A 19,527-nucleotide genomic window follows, 5' to 3' on the forward strand; every position below is an offset into this window, starting at 1 on the left:
ATAAGCGTGACTGAATAATCGCTTTAGTATAACGCCGTCGTCGTCCGGAAATCTCTTAATACTCCTTGCCAGTGACGCGGTGTCGGTAACTTTCCCAGTTGAAGATAACCCACAGGCTGTTCCCCAGCCGCATACGGTCCATTACCCGCTCGCCGAGCAGCTTGTTCATCTCTTCCATATTGCTGTTGGTGAGCATCCCGGTAGGCCGTTTGGATGAAGAACGACGGTCAACTATCTGATTGATAATGACCTTCTCATAGCGAGACTCCGTCTGCATACCAATTTCATCAATCACCAACAGGTCGACTTTGCTGAGGTCGCTCAGCAACTGCTCTTCGCTCGTTTCCCGGTTGCCAAAGGTATCTTTCATCGCCGACATAATATCGGCCACGGTGATGATTAAGACCGACTTCCCGCGCAGCAGCAGCTCGTTGCAGATGGCTGCCGCCAGGTGGTTTTTGCCGGTGCCAGGTTTGCCGGAGAAGATAAAGCTGGCGATATTGCCATCGAACTCTTCCACATACTGACGTGCGCGGGCGAGGGCGTTCATCTGTCCTTCGCACTCGACGCGGTAGTTATCAAAGGAACAGTTCTGATGCAGCGGGCGGATCCCTGAGCGGTTGAAGGTGCGCTGCATTTTCATCGCGCGGTTCTCCCGCTCCAGCGCTTCGGAACGCAGCCGGCCTTGCTCTTTTTGCCAGGCCAGAAGCTCTTCGCCGGTTTTAAACGCCGGTTCGATATGGGCCGGCATCATTTTCTGCAGACGCTTCATCAGATCGCCCACGTTTTTCATGCTCATCCTCGGAAACCTCGCGGAATATGACTGTCGGGTTCGCTCACGCTGTTCACATCGCGCTTCGGCTGTCCGCCGTTGCTGGCGCGGCTAATTTGCACGCTGCGCGCCAGCTTCTGCTGCCACTGCACGTGGTGAAACACTTTACCTTCCGCCTGCCAGTAAGCGACGAAGGCGGCCAGCTCTTCCGGCGTGACTGGCTGGCTCAGGGCAATGCCCCACAGCGCGGCCAGGCGCTGAAAATCGGCGTCCGGCTGCCAGTCCGCGTACATGGCAAATTTGCCCATAGGCACCGCAACCGGCGCCGCGGCGGGCTCCTCGAAAAACTGCGGGTCAAGCGCGATGTCGCTGCCGGGGCGCGCCAGCCTGGCTTCCAGCTCCAGCAACTGCGCCAGCCGTGCTGGCGTCAGCGCATAGAATACCGGCGCGTTATTGGCAAAAACGGCAACGGTGCCGTCAGTCGATTTCGCCAGCAGCGTCGCGTGCTGCTGGAGGAACTCTTCCAGGCCGCTAAAATGGGAGGTTAAAATTCGCGAAGACATAACTCTATCTCAACTCTGAACTGCAAAGAGTGGGGTGATCTGCACATAGTAGCACAGAGCCCATCGCGGAAGGAGCGTCGCGGCTGTACCGCGACGCCGGGGTCAGACGCGAGGGCGCTTGCGATACAGCCACAGACCGGGTATCGACAGGCCAATAGAAAGGGCGCCCACAATAGACGACGCCTTTAAAAAATTGCTCAGCAGCAAAATCATCATCTCTTCAGAATAGCCAAAATGGCTGATCTTTACCGCGGAGATCATCGCGGTATAGGCCGAGATGCCGGGAAACATCGGGATCACGGCGGCGACGGTAAAAATCTTCGGATGCGCCAGATACCAGCGTGACCACTGAATGCCGATGCTGCCCACCAGCAGAGCGGCGAGAAAGGTGGCCCATTCAATGTTAAAACCGGCGCTCATCATGACCATGCGCGAGCCGTGGCCGATCGCCCCCAGCAGCGCGCACCAGCGCAAGGCGCGCTGGGGGACATTAAAGACCATGGCAAAACCGACGGCGGGGATAGCCGCCAGCAGCATGTCTTCCGCCAGTGCGAAAATAAACGAGATTATGCCCATCCGCGCAGCCCCCATACGGTCATCGCCATCACCACGCCAATGCAGGTGGCAAGGGTTAACAGGCTGGCGATAGCCCAGCGGGCGAGCCCCGTATTAATATGCCCTTTAAACATATCGGCGACGGCGTTGATCAAAGGAAAACCCGGAACCAGCAACAGAACGCTGGCGGCCATGGCAATGGTTGGCGTGCTGGCAAAGGCCGGGAGGCGCAGCAGCAGCCCGGAGATGGTGGTGGCGACAAAGGCGGTGATGCAGAAGTTGATCTGCGGATGCATGGACCGGTGGGTCAGCACCTGACGAATGTACATGGCTACCGTACTGGCGCAGAAGCTGACCAGCGCGCCGTCCCAGCCGCCGTTATTCAGTTTGCAGAAACAGGCGCAGGAGAGCCCCACCATGATGACCAGCAGCCACCGCGGATAACGCAAGGGAACGATCTGTGCAAAGCGCTTCTCGACGTCGCGATAGTCCAGCAGCTTATGTTCGGCGAGGATCACAATATGCTGAACTTCCGTCACCACATGCATATTGATGCCGCGGTCGACATTTTTACGCGTTGAGGTGAGACATTCGCCATCTTTAATGGTGGTCAGCACGATGGCATTAGACGAGATGGCGCTTTCGACGCTGTCCATTCCCAGCGCCCGTCCGAGGCGGGTGGAAAGCTCTTCCACCAGCGCACTTTCGGCGCCGTGCTGTAACAAAAAAAGACCACACTGGATGCACAATCGTGTGATTGCCCGCTGCTGTGACCGATCAACCTGCATAATTCCTCTGCTGTCCGCGACGTCTGGTTATCTGTCGATACTTTAACCTGAAGCGCCGTAGCGGCTGAGGGGGGCGGGATCAAATAATATGCAAAAATGTCCCAGTTGGCGGGGCGGCAGAATTTGAAGCGTCCCACACTTTTGCCAGTTTGGTGAAAAGTGCAATTTTTGTCGCCATTCATCCCTTCTTTTTCCCGTCTGACTTATCAAAAATGCAGGAAAGAACTTTTATTAAACAAAAATTATACAAATAATTAACCCTGCAAGAGTGAGACAACCCTATGAAAACACAGGTCGCGATTATTGGCGCAGGCCCCTCCGGGCTGCTGCTGGGGCAGTTGCTGCACAATGCCGGGATCCATACCGTGATCCTCGAGCGTCAAACGCCACAGTATGTGCTGGGGCGCATCCGTGCGGGAATTCTGGAAAGCGGTACCGTCGATCTGCTACGCGAAGCCGGCGTGGCGCAGCGGATGGATGCCGAAGGCCTGGTGCATCATGGGGTGGAGTTTCTGTTTGACGGCCAGCGGGTACCCGTCGCACTGAGCGAGCTGACTGACGGCAAGAGCGTGATGGTTTATGGCCAGACGGAAGTGACCCGCGATCTGATGGCGGCCCGGGCCGCCAGCGGCGCGCCGATCGTCTATGGCGTGAGCGAGGTGGCTATTCATGACGCGAAAAGCGACCGACCGACGGTCACCTACCTCAGCGAAGGTGAAACCTGCCGCCTGGAGTGCGACTTCATCGCCGGTTGCGACGGTTTTCACGGAGTGTCACGGCAAAGCATTCCCGCTGACATTCTCAAAACCTACGAGAGCGTGTGGCCGTTCGGTTGGTTAGGTCTGCTGGCGGATACGCCGCCGGTCAATCCGGAGCTGATCTATGCGCACCATCAGCGGGGGTTTGTATTGTGTAGTCAGCGCTCACTTACGCGTAGCCGCTATTATCTGCAGGTTCCGCTGAGCGATAAGGTTGAAGCATGGTCGGACGAACGTTTCTGGCAGGAGCTGAAATGCCGCTTGCCGGAGGACCTGGCCTCCAGGTTAGTGACTGGTCACTCACTTGAGAAGAGCATTGCCCCGCTGCGTAGTTTCGTGGTGGAGCCGATGCAGTATGGGCGGCTGTTTCTGGTGGGAGATGCCGCGCATATCGTTCCGCCAACCGGCGCCAAAGGGTTAAACCTGGCGGCATCGGACGTTAACTACCTGTGGCGGATCCTGCGCGAATACTACCATCGTGGCCGCAGCGATCTGCTGGCGACCTACTCGCAACTGGCGCTGGATCGGGTCTGGAAAGGGGAACGTTTTAGCTGGTTTATGACCCGCCTGCTGCACGATTTCCCGGACCAGAACGCGTTCGACGCCAAAATGCAGGCCGCCGACCGCCGCTACTATCTTGGCTCCCGTGCCGGGCTGACCACCATCGCGGAAAACTACGTGGGCTTGCCCATGGAACGCGTTACCTGACTAAAGAGGAGTGATTATGCCGCCCATGCAAGCCGTCCCCGTATTTAAGCTGTATGGCGAAGAGCGCGGCTGGCCAACGCCGGACCTGTTGCACTGTGAGTCCATTTTGCAGCGTAGCAGTCTGTACGAGTGGCATATTCGCGTTCATCAGCATGCGGAAATGGTCCAGCTCCTGTATCTGCATCAGGGCCGGGCAGAGATCGAAATTGAAGGTACCACCGCGGTGATGACGGCGTCCTGTATCCAGGTGGTTCCCGCCCTCTGTATTCATGGGTTTCATTTTTCGCCCGGGACGCAGGGGTATGTGCTCTCTCTGGCGCTGCCGCTGCTGAGCCGGTTTGAAAATCAGTTCGGTCGGCCGCTGGATGTGCTTAGCGTACCGCAGTGCGTGCCGGTAGGCCGTTCCCGGGGGCGTATGCATACACTATTTTCCGCGCTTCGCGAGGAGTATTGCGAAGAGCATGATGCGCGGGAGATGATGCTGTACTCGCTGCTGGGGACGCTGCTGGTCTGGCTGAACCGGCAGTGCCACCCCGCACCGCCCGCGGAAGATAAAGCGGAGCGGAAGCGCAGTATGATGCGTCACTTTTCCCGGCTTATTGAGAGTCACTACCGACAGCATCTCCCGCTGGCGGAGTATGCGAAGCTGATTGGGTTGTCGGTCACGCATTTAAATTATTTATGCCGCGAGTTCTATGGCTGTAGCGCTCTGGGGGTATTGCATCAACGCCTGATGCTTGAAGCGCGACGCAATCTGCAGTACACCCGCATGACGGTGACGCAACTCTCTGATTACTTAGGGTTTAGTGATGCCGCCTATTTTTCTCGCTTTTTCCGCCGCTATAGCGGCATGTCGCCTAAAGCATTTAGGGAAACAATCAAAGATAATGCTTTATAACGTTGGTGCCTGAAATTACTTTTGCTTAATGATAGTTTTATCTTTTCTAATTTATTAGCGCAGGAGCGTCTGTGCTAATATTAATCGCAAGTATACACAGTAATAATATTTACACGGTATGACCACGGTTCGGTCGTTACGTATACCGTGTACGCAGGCCATGAATATAGTTTTTATATTCATTCAAAGAATGATATGGCGGTGATGTTAAGCGCCAATTGTTTTTCGGCAGGCGAAGGAACTTCGACAGGAAGCGGAGGTGTTATGTTACCAGGACAAGGTAAGTTTGGTGTCGTTATTAGTAAAATTCCCGTCATGCAGTCAGGGTTAAAGGTTATCTTCAATGAAAATCTTCCTGACTACGAACTCAGCTTTTGTCGTTCTCATGATGAGCTCACCCTTTTGCAACTGCGGCGGGCGGTGCTGGTCGTCGCGGATATCTCCGGCGAGATTGCGCATCCCCGGGCCGTTTGCGAGCGTTATTACTCCCTGATGACCCAGTATCGCGATATTCACTGGGTTTTTATGGTCAGCGACAGCCTCTATCCATTGGCCGTTGAGCTATTGATTCGCCCTGAAAGCTCGCTGATCTCCGAGAGCGAGCCGGTTAACCGGCTGATTGAGGTGATTTGCGCCGGCAGTCGTGCTGCCGAGCAAATTAGCCGGACGTTGTTCACCGGAGACGAGGATAGCGATTTCGCAAGCTACCACTCTGTGGCGATGCTGACCCTTTCGGAACGCAAGGTCTTGCGTCTTCTGGCAAAGGGATGGGGAATTAATCAGATCGCCGCGCTGTTGAAAAAGAGTAATAAAACCATCAGTGCGCAGAAAAATAGCGCAATGCGACGCTTATCACTGCGAAGTAATGCTGAAATGTATGCCTGGATCAACAGCGTGCAGGGAATGCAAGAGCTGAATATCAATTCAGCTTACGGGGAGCAAATGGAATGGAAAAAAATAGCACAACCCGCCATGTCGCCATCGTAGAAAAATGTGTGATGACGGAAATGGCCTGGCGCTATATCTTTAGTCGTGAAGATAATAGCCGATACCATATTCATTTTTTTAAAAATGTCAGTACGCTCAGGGCAGTGGAAACATCATTTCCCTGGTCAGCAATTATCTTTTCACTTTCGGGGAGTCGTTCATCAAGAGCCGAGAGTCTACTTTTTCTTCATGAAATGGCGCGAGGCCGACCGGAAGTACAAACGATTATTCTCGCTAATAATGAAAGTGAAATGCACCTGATCGGCCATCTTATGCCGGCCTGCCTGCATGGCATATTGAATAAATCCGCACCGCGACGCGGATTACAGGAGAGTTTGTTACAGCTGCTGGACAATCATCATCTCAGCGGCAGCGAGCAATTTTGCGACAGAGAGGCGTGCAACGATCCGTTAAGCCCAACAGAGCACGCCATTCTTCGCTATATGTCCTGGGGATATTCACTTTCTGAAATTGCGATACAGCTGAACCGGAACATTAAAACTATCCGCGCGCATAAATTTAACGCCATGACCAAGCTCGGCGTTCGCTCAGACATTGGTTTATTAAACGCGGCGGATATCTTGCTGCATTTACCGGTGAATGGCGCGAACAACGCCGTTAAACAGGTGGCGTAACGCGGCTATAAACACACATCTACCCATGTCGCATCGGTGAGCTGCGCCATTCGTTCTGGTTCAATACGAACGGCGCTGTGAATGGCTCCCGCTGCGGGTAGCACCTCCTGATAGTGCCTGAGCGAGACGTCGCAATAGACGGCCAGCGGGTTTTCCAGACCAAAAGGGCACACGCCTCCTACCGGATGACCGGTCCAGGTCACCACCTCATCGCTGCTTAACATTCTGGCTTTCGCACCAAAGGTCTCTTTCAGCTTTTTGTTATCGAGCCGCGCATCGCCCCTGGCGACGATCAGTACAATCTTATCCTTGATCTTGAGCGACAGCGTTTTGGCGATTTGTCCCGGCTCAACATTGTGCGCGGCAGCGGCGAGCGCGACGGTGGCGGTACTCTGAGTTAACTCAATAATTTCGATATCGGGGGCGTGTTCGGCAAAAAACTGCCGTACAGACTGCAGACTCATTGGATTCTCCTGATTTAAGCCTGGTTAAATCTGTCACAAGCCTGGCGGAGTGTAAATAACAGCGCGGACAATCCAGATTCTTTCTATTTTGTCGATCTCCTTCACATTCACCGTAACCGGTTACTGTAACCGGTTGCGGTTGGGCGCGTAGAGATGAATACTGGAACAGTCACTTCTCACTTTATTTATAACATAAGAGCCGTGTATGAATCGTTGCGTCATGAGCAGTATAGCCGGTAATCCATCAACGGCCTGCTGCATCAAAAACGGTCATCGTAACGGCAGGGTAATCGTTGTTGGGCCAGTATCAATAGCCTGTCAGGAGGGCTACTATGTCTGCTAACCATGCTGCGTTTAATTTGATATTTCGCTTTGTAGAAAATTACATAAGCCCCATAGCAGGGCGGATCTCATCGCAGCGTCACGTCATGGCTATCCGTGACGGTTTTATCTCAGCGATGCCATTTATGATCGTCGGATCGTTCCTGCTGGTGTTTGCTTATCCACCTTTCTCACCGGATACCACCTGGGGTTTTGCCCGCGCCTGGCTGGATCTGGCAAAAGAGTTTGAGGGACGAATTCTGACCCCCTTTGATATGACGATGGGGATCATGTCGATCTACATCTGCGCGGCGATCTCCTATAACCTCGGTAAACACTACGAGAAATCCAATCAGCTTGATCCCTTTATGTGCGCAATGTTGTCGATCATGGCCTTTTTGTTGGTTGCCGCGCCGAAGACGCAGGGTACGCTACCGGTGGATAGCCTCGGCGGGACGGGGATCTTTACCGCCATTCTGGTGGCGATCTACTGCGTGGAGATGATGCGTTTTCTCAAGGCGCATAACATCGGCATTCGCTTGCCGGATCAGGTTCCGCCGATGATCAAAAACTCGTTTGATCTGTTGATCCCGGTGCTGGTGGTGGTGCTGACGCTCTATCCGCTGAGTCTGTTTATCCAGCACCATTTTGATATGCTGATCCCGCAGGCCATTATGGCCATCTTCAAACCGCTGGTTTCGGCAGCCGACTCTCTGCCGGCAATTCTGCTGGCGGTGCTTATTGGCCACCTGCTGTGGTTTGCCGGGATCCACGGCGCCGCGATTGTTTCCGGGATGCTGCAGATGTTCTGGCTGACCAACCTTGGTATGAACCAGCAGGCGCTGGCCCAGGGGGCCCCTCTGCCACATATCTTCATGGAGGCGTTCTGGACATTCTTCATTGTGGTTGGTGGGTCCGGGGCGACCATGGGGCTGGTGTTCTGTTATCTGCGTAGCCGCTCAGCGCATTTGCGCTCCATTGGCCGTCTGAGCGTGGTGCCAAGCCTGTTTAACATTAACGAGCCGGTTATCTTTGGGACGCCTATCGTCATGAATCCGGTGTTCTTTATTCCGTTCCTGCTGGCGCCAATGGTGAACGCGGTGCTGGCCTGGGCAGCAATGAAGCTGGATCTGATTGGCCGCGTTATCTCGGTGGTACCGTGGACGGCGCCAGCACCGATTGGCGGCGCCTGGGCGCTGGGCTGGGATTTCCGGGCGGCGGTTCTGGTGATTGTTCTGGCCTGCGTGTCGGCGATTATCTACTTCCCGTTCTTTAAGGTGTATGAGAAACAACTGCTTGCTCAGGAAGCGGAAGAGGCCGAACGGGCGGAGCAGGAGAGTCAGCAAACCGCATAACTCGTGAGCGGGCGGCGGCGGCCGCCCGTTTTATGACGGGCAGGGGGTTATTTCAGCGTGCAGTCGCCGCACTGTTGGACATCCGGCAGGCGATAGCGCTGGCAGCAGGTGCGTCGGACTAACTGCCCTTCACGCAGCACCACCGTTCGCCACAGTGGGTTATCCTGACCATCGGCGAGCTGTTTTTCAAAGAAGCAGTGCTGACGCAGAGCGGCGACCTGCGCATCGCCCAGCAGCGTGCGCATTTCACCTAAATACCAGTTGATCAGATAGCCGGTATTACTCCAGATAAGTTTGCCATTGATCTCGCCCGTCGCTTCCAGCGCCTCAACCACCGGCTGCAGGGTACGAATCACCAGGGCTTCCATCCGCGCCGGCGATGAAAGCGCTGCTATCCTGGCATCGCTATACACGTCAATCCAGAAGCAGGCAGCCCGGCCGCTCTCGTGAAATTCGACATGGAAATATTCTGGCGCCAGGCTGAGTCCCTGCGGTTCATTAAGCAGCGCCAGCATCAGCGGCGGCACCAGCAGACCAATATACCACTGGGCCCAGAGTGAGAGCAGGGGCTTCGGTTCACGCGGCTGCGTGGGCTGATGACGGTAGATGTGATCGGACCAGGTGGCCAGCAGGGATCGTAACGCGGTGGGTTGCGACCACTCGGCGAGCGTTAACGCATGCGGCGGGGCAGGTTCATCCAGACGCAGGAAATCCAGCAGATGAGGGCGCAGGGCAGTGATTTTTTCCCGAATACTCTCCGCCAGCGCACGTTCAGCCGTCGGGAAGGGAGCCCGCCAGATAAGTTCATCGCTAAGAGAAAGGGAGCGCCAGGCCATTTGATTTCCAAATACAAATCTAAATGATAATGATTCCCGATATTAGTTGTTTGCAGGCGGCATGGCAAGGAGTTTGTCGGCGCCGCGATACCGCGGCGCGCGAAGGTAAAGCTAACTGGCAAGAATAATATTGCGTCCTTTATTTTTGGCCTCATACAGTGCGCCGTCAGCTCGTTCCAGCGCTTGCTCAATATTGTCATCAATTAACGGCGTCAGACCAATGCTGATGGTGACGTTGGTGGCGACACTTTCATTAAACATATGCGGGATCTTCAGATCATAGACCCGCTGACGAATGCGTTCGGCAGCCTGCCAGGCGGTTTCCTCGCTGCTGTTGGTCAGCAGCACCATAAACTCTTCCCCACCAAAGCGAGCGACAATATCGCGCGAGCGCACGGCGTTGCGGATCGCGGCAGAGACGCGAATCAGCGCCTGGTCGCCCATCATATGGCCATAGTGGTCGTTATAAGCTTTAAAGTGATCGATATCGAGGAGCAGCACAAAGTGGTTGTCGCCGTCCAGCGCCAGCAGGGTGTCGAGGCGGTTCTGCAGCCCGCGGCGATTATACAAACCGGTCAGGGGGTCCAGCATACTGAGATCGTTGAGCGTGTTGCGTTCCTGCATCAGTTTATCCATTAATCCTTGTGTGAAGGCATCGTTGCGCTTCTGGATAATATTTTGCAGGGTAATACCGGCAATAGGCAGCACAAAACAGTAGGTCATGCGCAACCATTGTTCCCCCTCTGACATTATCAGGCAGACAAGGAAAGTCGGTAAAGAGTGAAGGGTAAAGGCAGTGATATTATTGGAAAAAGCGATGGTGCCGATAAACAGAATGCTTAATAGGGCGATCACCAGATAGTTAAAATGTGGCGGTGTCAATAGCATCGCTTTTGCCACCACGTGCCATGCCCAGAGCATACCAAATAACAATGAGATAGCCGGAATATTTATTTTCGCTTGCGGCCATTTCCAGTGCCAGAGCAGCAACAGCCCGCTGCAGGCCACGATCAGGGCACAGGGCAGCGTAAAACGAACTACCGTAAATAGTGGGCTGACCAGCGACAGAGTGGAGGAAATGAAATTAAGCAGTAAAAAAAGCCGTAAGGAATATTGATATTTTTGTGCGTAGTGTGCTCGCCAGGTTTGTGCAGTCATATCGGAAGAATCATTATTAGTCGTTAAATTTCAAAATGATGAAAGCCAAAAATGAAGAGTCTGATAACAATGTGCAAAAAAAGGTTATTTGCAAAATAAGCAAAATATTTAATATATATCGGTAATCCGCTTAATTTATCACCTTCATGAATGTATGTCATTACCGCGAACGTAAAGAATAAGCTGCGGGCGCAGGGTAAATGACAAATGATAAAAATTATCATATGATATTGGTTATCATTATCGATATGAGAGGTGAAGCCATGTTGCAGCGAGCATTAGGGAGTGGTTGGGGTGTGGTGGTTCCCGGCGTGCTGATTGCCGCTCTCGGGTATGCCGGGGTATCGGCCGATGTGTGGCGAGCGCTGGTCGCGGTGGGCATGCTGATGTCCGCGGCGATGATATGGCATCGCCAACTGCGCCATTTTATCCTGCTGCCATCTTGCGTTGCATTGATTGGTGGAATAATGCTGATGATTCTGGATGTCAAACTGAGGGGATAATGCCAGAAGAGAGAAGAATATTGGTGCGAGGGGGGGGACTTGAACCCCCACGTCCGTAAGGACACTAACACCTGAAGCTAGCGCGTCTACCAATTCCGCCACCTTCGCACAGTATTCTTTCTTTAGGATATTGCCTCGTTGGTGCGAGGGGGGGGACTTGAACCCCCACGTCCGTAAGGACACTAACACCTGAAGCTAGCGCGTCTACCAATTCCGCCACCTTCGCCCAGTGCGAGCAATATCTTCGTGGATTATGGTGCGAGGGGGGGGACTTGAACCCCCACGTCCGTAAGGACACTAACACCTGAAGCTAGCGCGTCTACCAATTCCGCCACCTTCGCATACCATCGACACTATGAAAGTATCGTTACCACGGAGGCGCATTCTAGTGGTTTTCGGCGGCACGTCAATAGTTAATTATGCAGGTTGTATCGATTGCTGCAAAAATGGGCGGGTTTGCCTGGAGGAAGCGCCAGCGGTACCCCGAATGGGTCGCTGGCGCGAGAAGGCGATTATTTTTTCGCCTGGCGGGTCATGATGGTGCGATAGACCTTAAAGCGTCCTGTCTGGGCGATCACCTCATGGAAGCCGAACATCTCATCCAGCACCTGGGGATATGGCAGGAAGGCGTTGGCGACAATGCGCAGTTCGCCGCCGCTGTTCAGATGGCGAACAGCGCCGCGGATCAGCGCCTGTGCGGCTTCGAGGCTGGTCTGCAGTCCGTCATGGAATGGCGGGTTCGAAATAATCATATCGAATCGGCCATTGACCTCGGAGAAGACGTTGCTGGCAAACACATCGCCTGCAAAACCATTAGCGGCAAGCGTGGCGCGGCTGGCTTCAACTGCCGGGGCGCTGACGTCGCACAGCGTCAGACGCACCTTCGGCGAATGGCTGGCCAACACCGCGGCCAGTACGCCCGCGCCGCAGCCGACGTCCAGCACTTTCCCTTTGGTATGCGGCTCGAGAGTGGATAGCAGCAGCTGGCTGCCGACGTCCAGACCGTCGCGACTAAACACGCCAGGCAGCGTTTTAATCGTCAGATTATCCAGCGCATACTCGCCCCAGAAAGCTTCGGCGTCGAAGGTCGGCTGCTTTTCCAGACGGCCATGATAGAGACCACAGCGACGGGCGCTGTCGATTTTATTCAGCGGGGCATACTCGGCCAGCATTTGCTCTGCGCTGCGAACGCCGCTACGGTTTTCCCCAACGACGAAAATATCAATTCCCACTGGCAGCAGAGAGAGCAGGTTCATCAGCTGGAACTGCGCCTCGGGTTTGTTCTTCGGCCAGTAGTAGATCAGGGTGTCGCAATCGGCGACGTCGGCGGCCTCGGCCACTAAGCTAAAACGGACGTTGTCACCCATCTGACGGTTCAGGACCTGCCAGTGGTGGAACTGTTGGGTATGAGCGCGGCTGGCCGCGGTATCCAGACGCGCAGGCAGGTCATCCTGCAGGTCACCGGCAAACAGAACGCGGGCGGACTCGAAATCATCACTGTGGCGCAGCAAGACTTCACTTGCCGGGGTAAAAGCGGACATGAAACACTCCTTCATTAAGACTGGCGCCGATTATAGTAGTTTGTTGGCGCAGATACGACGGATTTGCTATATTGCGCGCTTGTTTACCAGGAGTGTTTCGCTATGACATCCCGACGAGACTGGCAATTACAGCAGCTGGGCATTACCCAGTGGTCGCTGCGCCGACCGGGGGCGTTGCAGGGCGAAATCGCTATCTCGCTTCCTGAACATATTCGTCTGGTGATGGTGGCAGAAACCCCGCCGTCGCTGACAGAGCCGCTGATTGGCGACATATTACGCGCGCTGGCCGTGACGCCAGATCAGGTCCTGCAGCTTACCCCCGAGCGGGTGGCGATGCTGCCGCAGGACAGCCGTTGCAACAGCTGGCGGTTGGGCACAGAGGCGTCGCTGCCGCTGGCGGGCGCCCAGGTGTCCACCCCCGCTTTTGATGAACTTCAGACCAGCGCGCCCGCTCGCAGGGCGCTCTGGCAACAAATCTGCGCACATGAACACGATTTCTACCCTCAGCACGGCTGATTTATCCAACGCCTGGCAAATCGAAAAACGCGCCCACGCTTTCCCGTGGAGCGAACAGACCTTTGCCAGCAATCAGGGTGAACGTTATCTGAATTACCAACTGGCAGTGGATGGAGAAATGGCGGCGTTCGCCATTACTCAGATAGTCCTCGATGAAGCGACGCTGTTTAACATCGCCGTCGATCCGGCATACCAGCGCCGTGGCCTGGGACGGGAACTGCTGGAACATGTTATTGATGAAGTTGAAAAACGCGGCGTCGTCACGCTGTGGCTGGAGGTGCGCGCTTCCAACGCTGCCGCCATTGCGCTCTATGAAAGCGTGGGCTTTAACGAAGCGACCATCCGCCGCAACTACTATCCGACGGTCGACGGGCGCGAAGACGCCATTATTATGGCTCTGCCAATCAGTATGTAAGACAAGGTGATACGATGAAATGGGACTGGATTTTCTTTGATGCCGATGAAACGTTGTTTTCGTTTGATTCTTTCAGCGGCTTACAGCGGATGTTTCTCGACTACAGCGTGACATTTACCGCCGAAGATTTTCAGGACTATCAGGCCGTGAATAAGCCGCTGTGGGTGGATTATCAAAACGGCGTCATCACCTCGCTGCAGCTGCAGCACCAGCGCTTTGACAGCTGGGCGGAACGTTTGAACGTTAAGCCGGGTGAGCTCAACGACGCGTTTATGAATGCGATGGCGGAAATCTGTGCCCCGCTGCCGGGGGCGGTCTCGCTGCTCAACGCGCTGCAGGGCAAGGTCAGGATGGGCATCATCACCAACGGTTTTACCTCGCTGCAGCAGACTCGTCTGGAACGCACAGGTTTACGCGATCACTTTGATTTACTGATTATTTCTGAAGAAGTCGGCGTCGCCAAGCCGGATGCGCGTATCTTCGATTACGCGCTGGCGCAGGCGGGTAACCCGTCGCGCGACAGGGTATTGATGGTCGGCGATACCGCCGAGTCGGATATCCGCGGCGGCGTCAATGCCGGACTGGCCACCTGCTGGCTGAATGCGCACCAGCAAACGTTGCCGGCAGACCTGCGGCCCGACTGGACGGTGACCTCGTTAAGCGAACTGGAGCAGCTCCTGTGTAAACACTGATTGCCTCCCCCCCATTGATGGGTAAAATAGCCGCAATTTTTCGTATTCCACATGCGCAGCCCGTTGCTGCGTTTACTTAGAAGATTAATTATGACGTTGTCTCCTTATCTGCAAGAGGTGGCCAAACGCCGCACTTTTGCCATTATTTCTCACCCGGATGCCGGTAAGACCACCATCACCGAAAAGGTGCTGCTGTTCGGACAGGCGATTCAGACCGCCGGTACCGTAAAAGGCCGTGGCTCCAGCCAGCATGCAAAGTCCGACTGGATGGAGATGGAAAAGCAGCGTGGGATCTCAATCACCACCTCGGTGATGCAGTTCCCGTACCACGACTGCCTGGTGAACCTGCTGGATACTCCGGGGCACGAAGACTTCTCCGAAGATACCTACCGTACTCTGACGGCGGTTGACTGCTGTCTGATGGTGATTGACGCGGCGAAAGGCGTTGAAGACCGGACCCGTAAGCTGATGGAAGTTACCCGTCTGCGCGACACGCCGATCCTCACCTTTATGAACAAACTCGACCGTGATATCCGCGATCCGATGGAGTTGCTGGATGAAGTTGAGAATGAGCTGAAAATCGGCTGCGCGCCGATTACCTGGCCTATCGGCTGCGGCAAGCTGTTCAAAGGCGTTTATCATCTCTACAAAGACGAAACCTACCTGTATCAGACCGGTAAAGGCCACACCATTCAGGAAGTGCGCATCGTGAAAGGGCTCAACAACCCGGAACTCGACGCGGCGGTGGGGGAAGACCTGGCGCAGCAGTTGCGCGACGAGCTGGCGTTGGTGCAGGGCGCGTCAAACGAGTTCGATAAAGATCTGTTCCTGGCGGGCGAAATCACCCCGGTGTTCTTCGGGACCGCGTTAGGTAACTTCGGCGTTGACCATATGCTGGATGGCCTGGTGGAGTGGGCGCCGGCGCCGATGCCGCGTAACACCGATACGCGTGAAGTGACGGCCGCAGAAGAGAAATTCACCGGTTTCGTGTTTAAAATTCAGGCCAACATGGACCCGAAACACCGCGACCGCGTGGCCTTTATGCGTGTGGTGTCCGGCAAATATGAGAAAGGCATGAAGCTGCGTCAGGTGCGTATTGGCAAGGATGTGGTGATTTCCGACGCACTGACCTTTATGGCTGGCGACCGTTCTCACGTTGAAGAAGCGTATCCGGGCGATATCATCGGCCTGCATAACCACGGCACCATTCAGATTGGCGATACCTTCACCCAGGGCGAGATGATGAAGTTCACCGGTATTCCGAACTTCGCACCGGAACTGTTCCGTCGTATTCGCCTGAAGGATCCGCTGAAGCAGAAACAGCTGCTGAAAGGGCTGGTTCAGCTCTCTGAAGAGGGTGCGGTACAGGTCTTCCGTCCGATCGCCAATAACGATCTGATCGTCGGCGCCGTTGGTGTGCTGCAGTTTGACGTGGTGGTAGCGCGTCTGAAAAGCGAATACAACGTGGAAGCGATTTACGAATCGGTCAACGTGGCCACCGCGCGCTGGGTTGAATCCACGGATGTGAAGAAATTCGAAGAGTTTAAACGTAAAAACGAAGTTCAGCTGGCGCTGGATGGCGGCGATAACCTGACCTATATCGCCCCGACGATGGTCAACCTGAACCTGACGCAGGAGCGTTATCCTGACGTGGTGTTCCGCAAAACGCGCGAACACTAATCCCTGATGAAGCGCGGCATAGCCCGCGCTTTTTTCTTCCCAGGCCCGCGTTTCCCTCCTTCTGGAAAGTTCTTAAAACACCGCTAATTCGTCTGTTTTTTGTCCATATCATCCGCAACCCCTTCGTCTGTCTACTATATTTAATTCGTGATTTTAAAAATGCTGGCGTAATTCACTGCTTTCAAACGCCAGCGCTGGTGAAAAAACGAGGACATCACGATGACCAGACTAAAGAATGCCAATATGTTGCTGGCGCTCTTCTTAGGCTTAGCCGCGTTGAACGCCTCGGCAGAGACGGAAAAAACAACGGTAGACAGTGCGAAGTCGGCTGCCAGCAATGCGGGAGAGGCGGTAGACAATTCGATTAACAAAGTCGGCGATTTTATGGATGACAGCACCATTACCGCGCGGGTAAAAGCGGCGCTGATCGACCATAAAGATATTAACTCCGGCGATATCTCGGTGAAAACGGAAAACAAAGTGGTCACCCTCAGTGGCAACGTCAACAGCGCTGAGCAGAAAAGCCAGGCACTGAGCGTAGCGAAAGGGGTCGAAGGCGTCTCTCGCGTCGACGATAAGCTGAAGGTCCATCACACCTCATCGAGTGAGACAGCGACGCTGAAAGGGTATGCCGGGGATACCGCCATTACCAGTGAAGTGAAAGCCAAGCTGCTGGCGGATGATATTGTTCCTTCACGCAATGTGAAAGTTGAAACCAACGCCGGCGCGGTGCATCTGACCGGTACGGTGGCTTCCGCGGCGCAGGCGGAGCGTGCGGCAGAGATTGCGAAAGCGGTCTCCGGCGTGAAAAGTGTCCGCAACGATCTTAGCGTTAAGTAAATCGAGTTATTAACAAAAGTGTTGTCTGGCCAAGGTTGCCGAACGAATAGCAGCATCCACTGAGCGATGAGCTATACAGAAAGGGTGCGAAAACCGCTGTTCACCGTCCATTATGGTAAGGAGAAAAGTATGTTTCGATGGGGAATTATTTTTCTGGTCATTGCATTAATTGCTGCGGCCCTGGGCTTTGGTGGTCTGGCGGGTACTGCCGCTGGCGCCGCGAAAATCGTCTTTGTCGTCGGGATTATCCTGTTCCTGGTGAGCCTGTTTACAGGACGCAGACGTCCTTAGGTGGCCCACAATCCGGGCGATGCTGAAGCCTGAGCGTTTTTACTGACACGTCATCTTACACAAAGCCAGTCCTCCGGACTGGCTTTCGCGGTTTAAGCGACAGACAAATTGCGTTACTTTGTCAGGAGAAGACCAATCGAACAGGAAAGCAGGGTGGGGCAACGCATTCCCGTCACGCTGGGCAATATCGCCCCGCTGGCGGTTAAACCCTTTCGACCGGGCAAGCTGGCGCTGGTGTGCGAAGGGGGTGGTCAACGAGGGATTTTCACCGCCGGGGTGCTGGACGAATTCATGCGCGCCGGATTTAACCCCTTCGACATAATGCTGGGCACCTCCGCCGGCGCGCAAAATCTCTCTGCCTATATGTGTAATCAACAAGGGTATGCCCGTAAAGTCATTACCCGCTACACCACCTCACGCCAGTTTTTCGATCCGATGCGCTTTGTCCGCGGCGGCAACCTTATCGACCTCGACTGGCTGGTGGAGGCCACCTCACAGCAAATGCCGCTGGCCATGAACTACGCCGAAGCGCAGTTCGCGTTGGGGAAAGAGCTGTGGATGTGTGCCTGCCGCGGTGACGATTACTCTGCCAGCTATTTTTCGCCGACGCCGCAAACATGGCTGGACCTGATCCGCGCCTCCAGCGCCATCCCCGGCTTTTATCGCAGCGGCGTGTTGCTTGACGGCGTCAGCTACCTTGACGGCGGTATTAGCGATGCCGTCCCGGTGCAGGAGGCGGCCCGCCGTGGTGCGCAGACCATCGTGGTGATCCGTACCGTCCCCTCGCAGATGTTTTATACCCCGCAGTGGTTTAAGCGGATGGAGCGCTGGCTGGGGGAGAGCAGCCTACAGCCGCTGGTCAATCTGGTGCACCACCACGAAAACACTTACCGCGCTATCCAGCAGTTCATCGAGAAGCCGCCCGGTAAGCTGCGGATCTTCGAAATCTACCCGCAGCGGCCATTGCGCAGTATGGCACTTGGCAGTCGGCTGCCGGCGCTGCTGGAGGACTACAAAACCGGCCGTCAGTGTGGCCGCTATTTCCTGGCGACGGTAGGTAAACTGCTGGCTGATCGGCCGCCGCTGCTGCGCCATGCGCCGCGTATTGCCCGGCCTGCGCCGGTGGTGGTGCCGCCCGTACCGGTGGCCAATGAAGCGCCTCAGGCGACCATCATTCCTGCACCGCAGGCGAATGACGCCAGCTTTGATCATGAGGATCTGGCATGAGCCACCGTTTTATCGATACCCACTGCCACTTTGATTTTCCTCCCTTCGCCGAGGATGAAACCGCCAGCCTGGCGCGAGCGGCGCAGGCTGGTGTCGGGCAGATCATTGTCCCGGCTATCTCCGCTGCGCGTTTTAACCGGGTGCTGGCGCTGGCGGCGCAGCATGAGGCGCTGTACGCCGCGCTGGGCATGCATCCGATCGTCATTGAGCAGCATGCCGATGAGGGGCTGGCGCAGCTGGAGAAGTGTCTGTCCCTGCGCCCGCCAAAACTGGTGGCGGTGGGGGAGATTGGCCTCGATCTCTATCGCGACGATCCGCAGTTTGACCGTCAGCAAGCGCTGCTGGAGGAGCAACTGAGGCTGGCGAAGCGTTACGATCTGCCGGTTATCCTCCACTCCCGACGCACCCACGATAAGCTGGCGATGCTGCTGAAAAAACATGCCCTGCCGCGCACCGGCGTGGTACATGGCTTCGCCGGCAGCCTGCAGCAGGCCGAGCGCTTCGTTCAGCTCGGCTATAAGATTGGCGTTGGCGGCACCATTACCTATCCGCGCGCCAGCAAAACCCGTGAAGTGATGGCGCGTCTGCCACTTTCCGCGCTGCTGCTGGAGACCGATGCGCCGGATATGCCGCTGAATGGTTTTCAGGGCCAGCCGAACCGCCCTGAACAGGTGGCGCGCGTATTTGACGCGCTATGTGAACTGCGCGCGGAACCAGCACCGACGATTGAAGCCGCGGTGATGGCGAATACCAAAAGCCTCTTTTCCGCGCTGGCGGCCTAAGTTTCTCCTTTTCCGTCCGAGGCGAAGCAGGCCTCGGGTTGCGCCTGTTGTGATAATTCCATCATTTTTTATCCATCTAAAATTCTTTATATCTCAACAATAAACTGTTGTTTATGGCGACGGTATGCACAAATTGTGCGCCGTGGCGTCGAGAAACTTCAGTGGAATATGTTAGAATAATAACATCATCACTCACTGCGCTTTGCCGGTTATGCTTAAACAGGACGTAAAGGTAAGCGTCG

The 19,527-nt window shown here is 55.1% G+C and carries 23 protein-coding genes and 3 tRNA genes; 14 read left to right on the forward strand and 12 right to left on the reverse strand.

Going from position 1 to position 19,527, the window contains the following annotated elements; all coding sequences use genetic code 11:
- Positions 1 to 55: 55 nt before the first annotated feature.
- From dnaC to CWM58_RS22730, 4 genes are all read right to left on the reverse strand, one after another.
- The gene (gene dnaC, locus CWM58_RS22715; protein ID WP_008807545.1) at positions 56 to 793 is read right to left on the reverse strand and encodes a DNA replication protein DnaC; all 738 of its coding nucleotides are present in this window, start codon (positions 791 to 793) and stop codon (positions 56 to 58) included.
- A gap of 2 nt (positions 794 to 795) precedes the next feature.
- The gene (gene dnaT, locus CWM58_RS22720) at positions 796 to 1,335 is read right to left on the reverse strand and encodes a primosomal protein DnaT (RefSeq protein WP_061155857.1); all 540 of its coding nucleotides are present in this window, start codon (positions 1,333 to 1,335) and stop codon (positions 796 to 798) included.
- A 102-nt stretch (positions 1,336 to 1,437) separates the two neighbouring features.
- Positions 1,438 to 1,911: a threonine/serine exporter gene (locus CWM58_RS22725; RefSeq protein ID WP_012542936.1), complete on the reverse strand. Its 474-nt coding sequence runs from the start codon at positions 1,909 to 1,911 to the stop codon at positions 1,438 to 1,440.
- The gene (locus tag CWM58_RS22730; protein WP_008807542.1) at positions 1,902 to 2,678 is read right to left on the reverse strand and encodes a threonine/serine ThrE exporter family protein; all 777 of its coding nucleotides are present in this window, start codon (positions 2,676 to 2,678) and stop codon (positions 1,902 to 1,904) included. The genes CWM58_RS22725 and CWM58_RS22730 overlap by 10 nt, the downstream gene beginning before the upstream one ends.
- Positions 2,679 to 2,959: 281 nt before the next feature.
- Here CWM58_RS22730 and pobA point away from each other — a divergent pair, with 281 nt between their 5' ends.
- From pobA to bglJ, 4 genes are all read left to right on the forward strand, one after another.
- A complete protein-coding gene (pobA, locus tag CWM58_RS22735; protein ID WP_061155856.1) occupies positions 2,960 to 4,144 on the forward strand; it encodes a 4-hydroxybenzoate 3-monooxygenase in 1,185 nt (394 codons plus the stop codon).
- Positions 4,145 to 4,160: 16 nt separating this feature from the next.
- On the forward strand, positions 4,161 to 5,042 hold the full coding sequence (locus CWM58_RS22740) for a helix-turn-helix domain-containing protein (RefSeq protein ID WP_061155855.1): 882 nt from the start codon (positions 4,161 to 4,163) through the stop codon (positions 5,040 to 5,042).
- A 264-nt stretch (positions 5,043 to 5,306) separates the two neighbouring features.
- The gene (locus CWM58_RS22745) at positions 5,307 to 6,029 is read left to right on the forward strand and encodes a helix-turn-helix transcriptional regulator (RefSeq protein WP_100681858.1); all 723 of its coding nucleotides are present in this window, start codon (positions 5,307 to 5,309) and stop codon (positions 6,027 to 6,029) included.
- Entirely contained in the window at positions 5,990 to 6,664 is a 675-nt protein-coding gene (gene bglJ / locus CWM58_RS22750) for a DNA-binding transcriptional activator BglJ (protein ID WP_061155854.1), read from the forward strand. The genes CWM58_RS22745 and bglJ overlap by 40 nt, the downstream gene beginning before the upstream one ends.
- A 5-nt stretch (positions 6,665 to 6,669) precedes the next feature.
- On the opposite strand, the gene CWM58_RS22755 is transcribed toward bglJ, so the two are convergent.
- Positions 6,670 to 7,128, reverse strand: coding sequence for a YbaK/EbsC family protein (locus tag CWM58_RS22755; RefSeq protein WP_100681859.1), 459 nt, complete (start codon positions 7,126 to 7,128; stop codon positions 6,670 to 6,672).
- 332 nt (positions 7,129 to 7,460) lie between these two features.
- Here CWM58_RS22755 and CWM58_RS22760 point away from each other — a divergent pair, with 332 nt between their 5' ends.
- Complete coding sequence (locus CWM58_RS22760) at positions 7,461 to 8,804, forward strand: PTS sugar transporter subunit IIC (RefSeq protein WP_061155853.1); 1,344 nt, start codon at positions 7,461 to 7,463, stop codon at positions 8,802 to 8,804.
- Positions 8,805 to 8,851: 47 nt separating this feature from the next.
- On the opposite strand, the gene fhuF is transcribed toward CWM58_RS22760, so the two are convergent.
- From fhuF to CWM58_RS28845, 3 genes are all read right to left on the reverse strand, one after another.
- Entirely contained in the window at positions 8,852 to 9,640 is a 789-nt protein-coding gene (fhuF, locus tag CWM58_RS22765; protein ID WP_100681860.1) for a siderophore-iron reductase FhuF, read from the reverse strand.
- 111 nt (positions 9,641 to 9,751) lie between these two features.
- Positions 9,752 to 10,798 (reverse strand): GGDEF domain-containing protein, encoded by a 1,047-nt coding sequence (locus CWM58_RS22770; protein WP_061155851.1) that lies wholly within the window; start codon positions 10,796 to 10,798, stop codon positions 9,752 to 9,754.
- Positions 10,799 to 10,821: 23 nt separating this feature from the next.
- Entirely contained in the window at positions 10,822 to 10,959 is a 138-nt protein-coding gene (locus CWM58_RS28845) for a hypothetical protein (protein WP_226682212.1), read from the reverse strand.
- A 102-nt stretch (positions 10,960 to 11,061) separates the two neighbouring features.
- Here CWM58_RS28845 and CWM58_RS22780 point away from each other — a divergent pair, with 102 nt between their 5' ends.
- Positions 11,062 to 11,301: a DUF1435 domain-containing protein gene (locus CWM58_RS22780; RefSeq protein WP_061156421.1), complete on the forward strand. Its 240-nt coding sequence runs from the start codon at positions 11,062 to 11,064 to the stop codon at positions 11,299 to 11,301.
- 21 nt (positions 11,302 to 11,322) lie between these two features.
- On the opposite strand, the gene CWM58_RS22785 is transcribed toward CWM58_RS22780, so the two are convergent.
- The 4 genes from CWM58_RS22785 to rsmC form a co-directional block, all read right to left on the reverse strand.
- A tRNA-Leu gene (locus tag CWM58_RS22785) sits at positions 11,323 to 11,409 on the reverse strand.
- Positions 11,410 to 11,440: 31 nt separating this feature from the next.
- Positions 11,441 to 11,527 (reverse strand) — tRNA-Leu (locus CWM58_RS22790).
- Positions 11,528 to 11,555: 28 nt separating this feature from the next.
- Positions 11,556 to 11,642, reverse strand: a tRNA-Leu gene (locus tag CWM58_RS22795).
- A 171-nt stretch (positions 11,643 to 11,813) separates the two neighbouring features.
- Positions 11,814 to 12,842 carry a 16S rRNA (guanine(1207)-N(2))-methyltransferase RsmC gene (gene rsmC / locus CWM58_RS22800; RefSeq protein ID WP_061155849.1) on the reverse strand — a complete coding sequence of 343 codons (1,029 nt, stop codon included), beginning with the start codon at positions 12,840 to 12,842 and terminating at the stop codon, positions 11,814 to 11,816.
- A 102-nt stretch (positions 12,843 to 12,944) separates the two neighbouring features.
- On the opposite strand from rsmC, the gene CWM58_RS22805 reads away from it, so the two are divergent.
- From CWM58_RS22805 to CWM58_RS22840, 8 genes are all read left to right on the forward strand, one after another.
- On the forward strand, positions 12,945 to 13,358 hold the full coding sequence (locus tag CWM58_RS22805) for a DNA polymerase III subunit psi (RefSeq protein WP_004146046.1): 414 nt from the start codon (positions 12,945 to 12,947) through the stop codon (positions 13,356 to 13,358).
- Positions 13,327 to 13,773 carry a ribosomal protein S18-alanine N-acetyltransferase gene (rimI, locus tag CWM58_RS22810; protein ID WP_008807531.1) on the forward strand — a complete coding sequence of 149 codons (447 nt, stop codon included), beginning with the start codon at positions 13,327 to 13,329 and terminating at the stop codon, positions 13,771 to 13,773. Before CWM58_RS22805 ends, rimI begins: the two co-directional genes overlap by 32 nt.
- A 14-nt stretch (positions 13,774 to 13,787) precedes the next feature.
- Positions 13,788 to 14,465, forward strand: a complete 678-nt coding sequence (gene yjjG / locus CWM58_RS22815) for a pyrimidine 5'-nucleotidase (protein WP_061155848.1) — start codon at positions 13,788 to 13,790, stop codon at positions 14,463 to 14,465.
- 90 nt (positions 14,466 to 14,555) lie between these two features.
- A complete protein-coding gene (prfC, locus tag CWM58_RS22820; protein ID WP_100681861.1) occupies positions 14,556 to 16,145 on the forward strand; it encodes a peptide chain release factor 3 in 1,590 nt (529 codons plus the stop codon).
- Between the two features lie 219 nt (positions 16,146 to 16,364).
- Positions 16,365 to 16,985 (forward strand): molecular chaperone OsmY, encoded by a 621-nt coding sequence (gene osmY, locus CWM58_RS22825; protein WP_048267429.1) that lies wholly within the window; start codon positions 16,365 to 16,367, stop codon positions 16,983 to 16,985.
- Positions 16,986 to 17,114: 129 nt separating this feature from the next.
- Positions 17,115 to 17,276 (forward strand): DUF1328 domain-containing protein, encoded by a 162-nt coding sequence (locus tag CWM58_RS22830; RefSeq protein WP_002887716.1) that lies wholly within the window; start codon positions 17,115 to 17,117, stop codon positions 17,274 to 17,276.
- Positions 17,277 to 17,429: 153 nt separating this feature from the next.
- Entirely contained in the window at positions 17,430 to 18,503 is a 1,074-nt protein-coding gene (locus tag CWM58_RS22835) for a patatin family protein (RefSeq protein ID WP_074387118.1), read from the forward strand.
- Positions 18,500 to 19,285: a TatD family hydrolase gene (locus CWM58_RS22840; protein WP_100681862.1), complete on the forward strand. Its 786-nt coding sequence runs from the start codon at positions 18,500 to 18,502 to the stop codon at positions 19,283 to 19,285. The genes CWM58_RS22835 and CWM58_RS22840 overlap by 4 nt, the downstream gene beginning before the upstream one ends.
- Positions 19,286 to 19,527: the final 242 nt, after the last annotated feature.

It is taken from the genome of Klebsiella sp. H-Nf2, from assembly GCF_002806645.1.
GTDB lineage: Bacteria > Pseudomonadota > Gammaproteobacteria > Enterobacterales > Enterobacteriaceae > Klebsiella > Klebsiella variicola.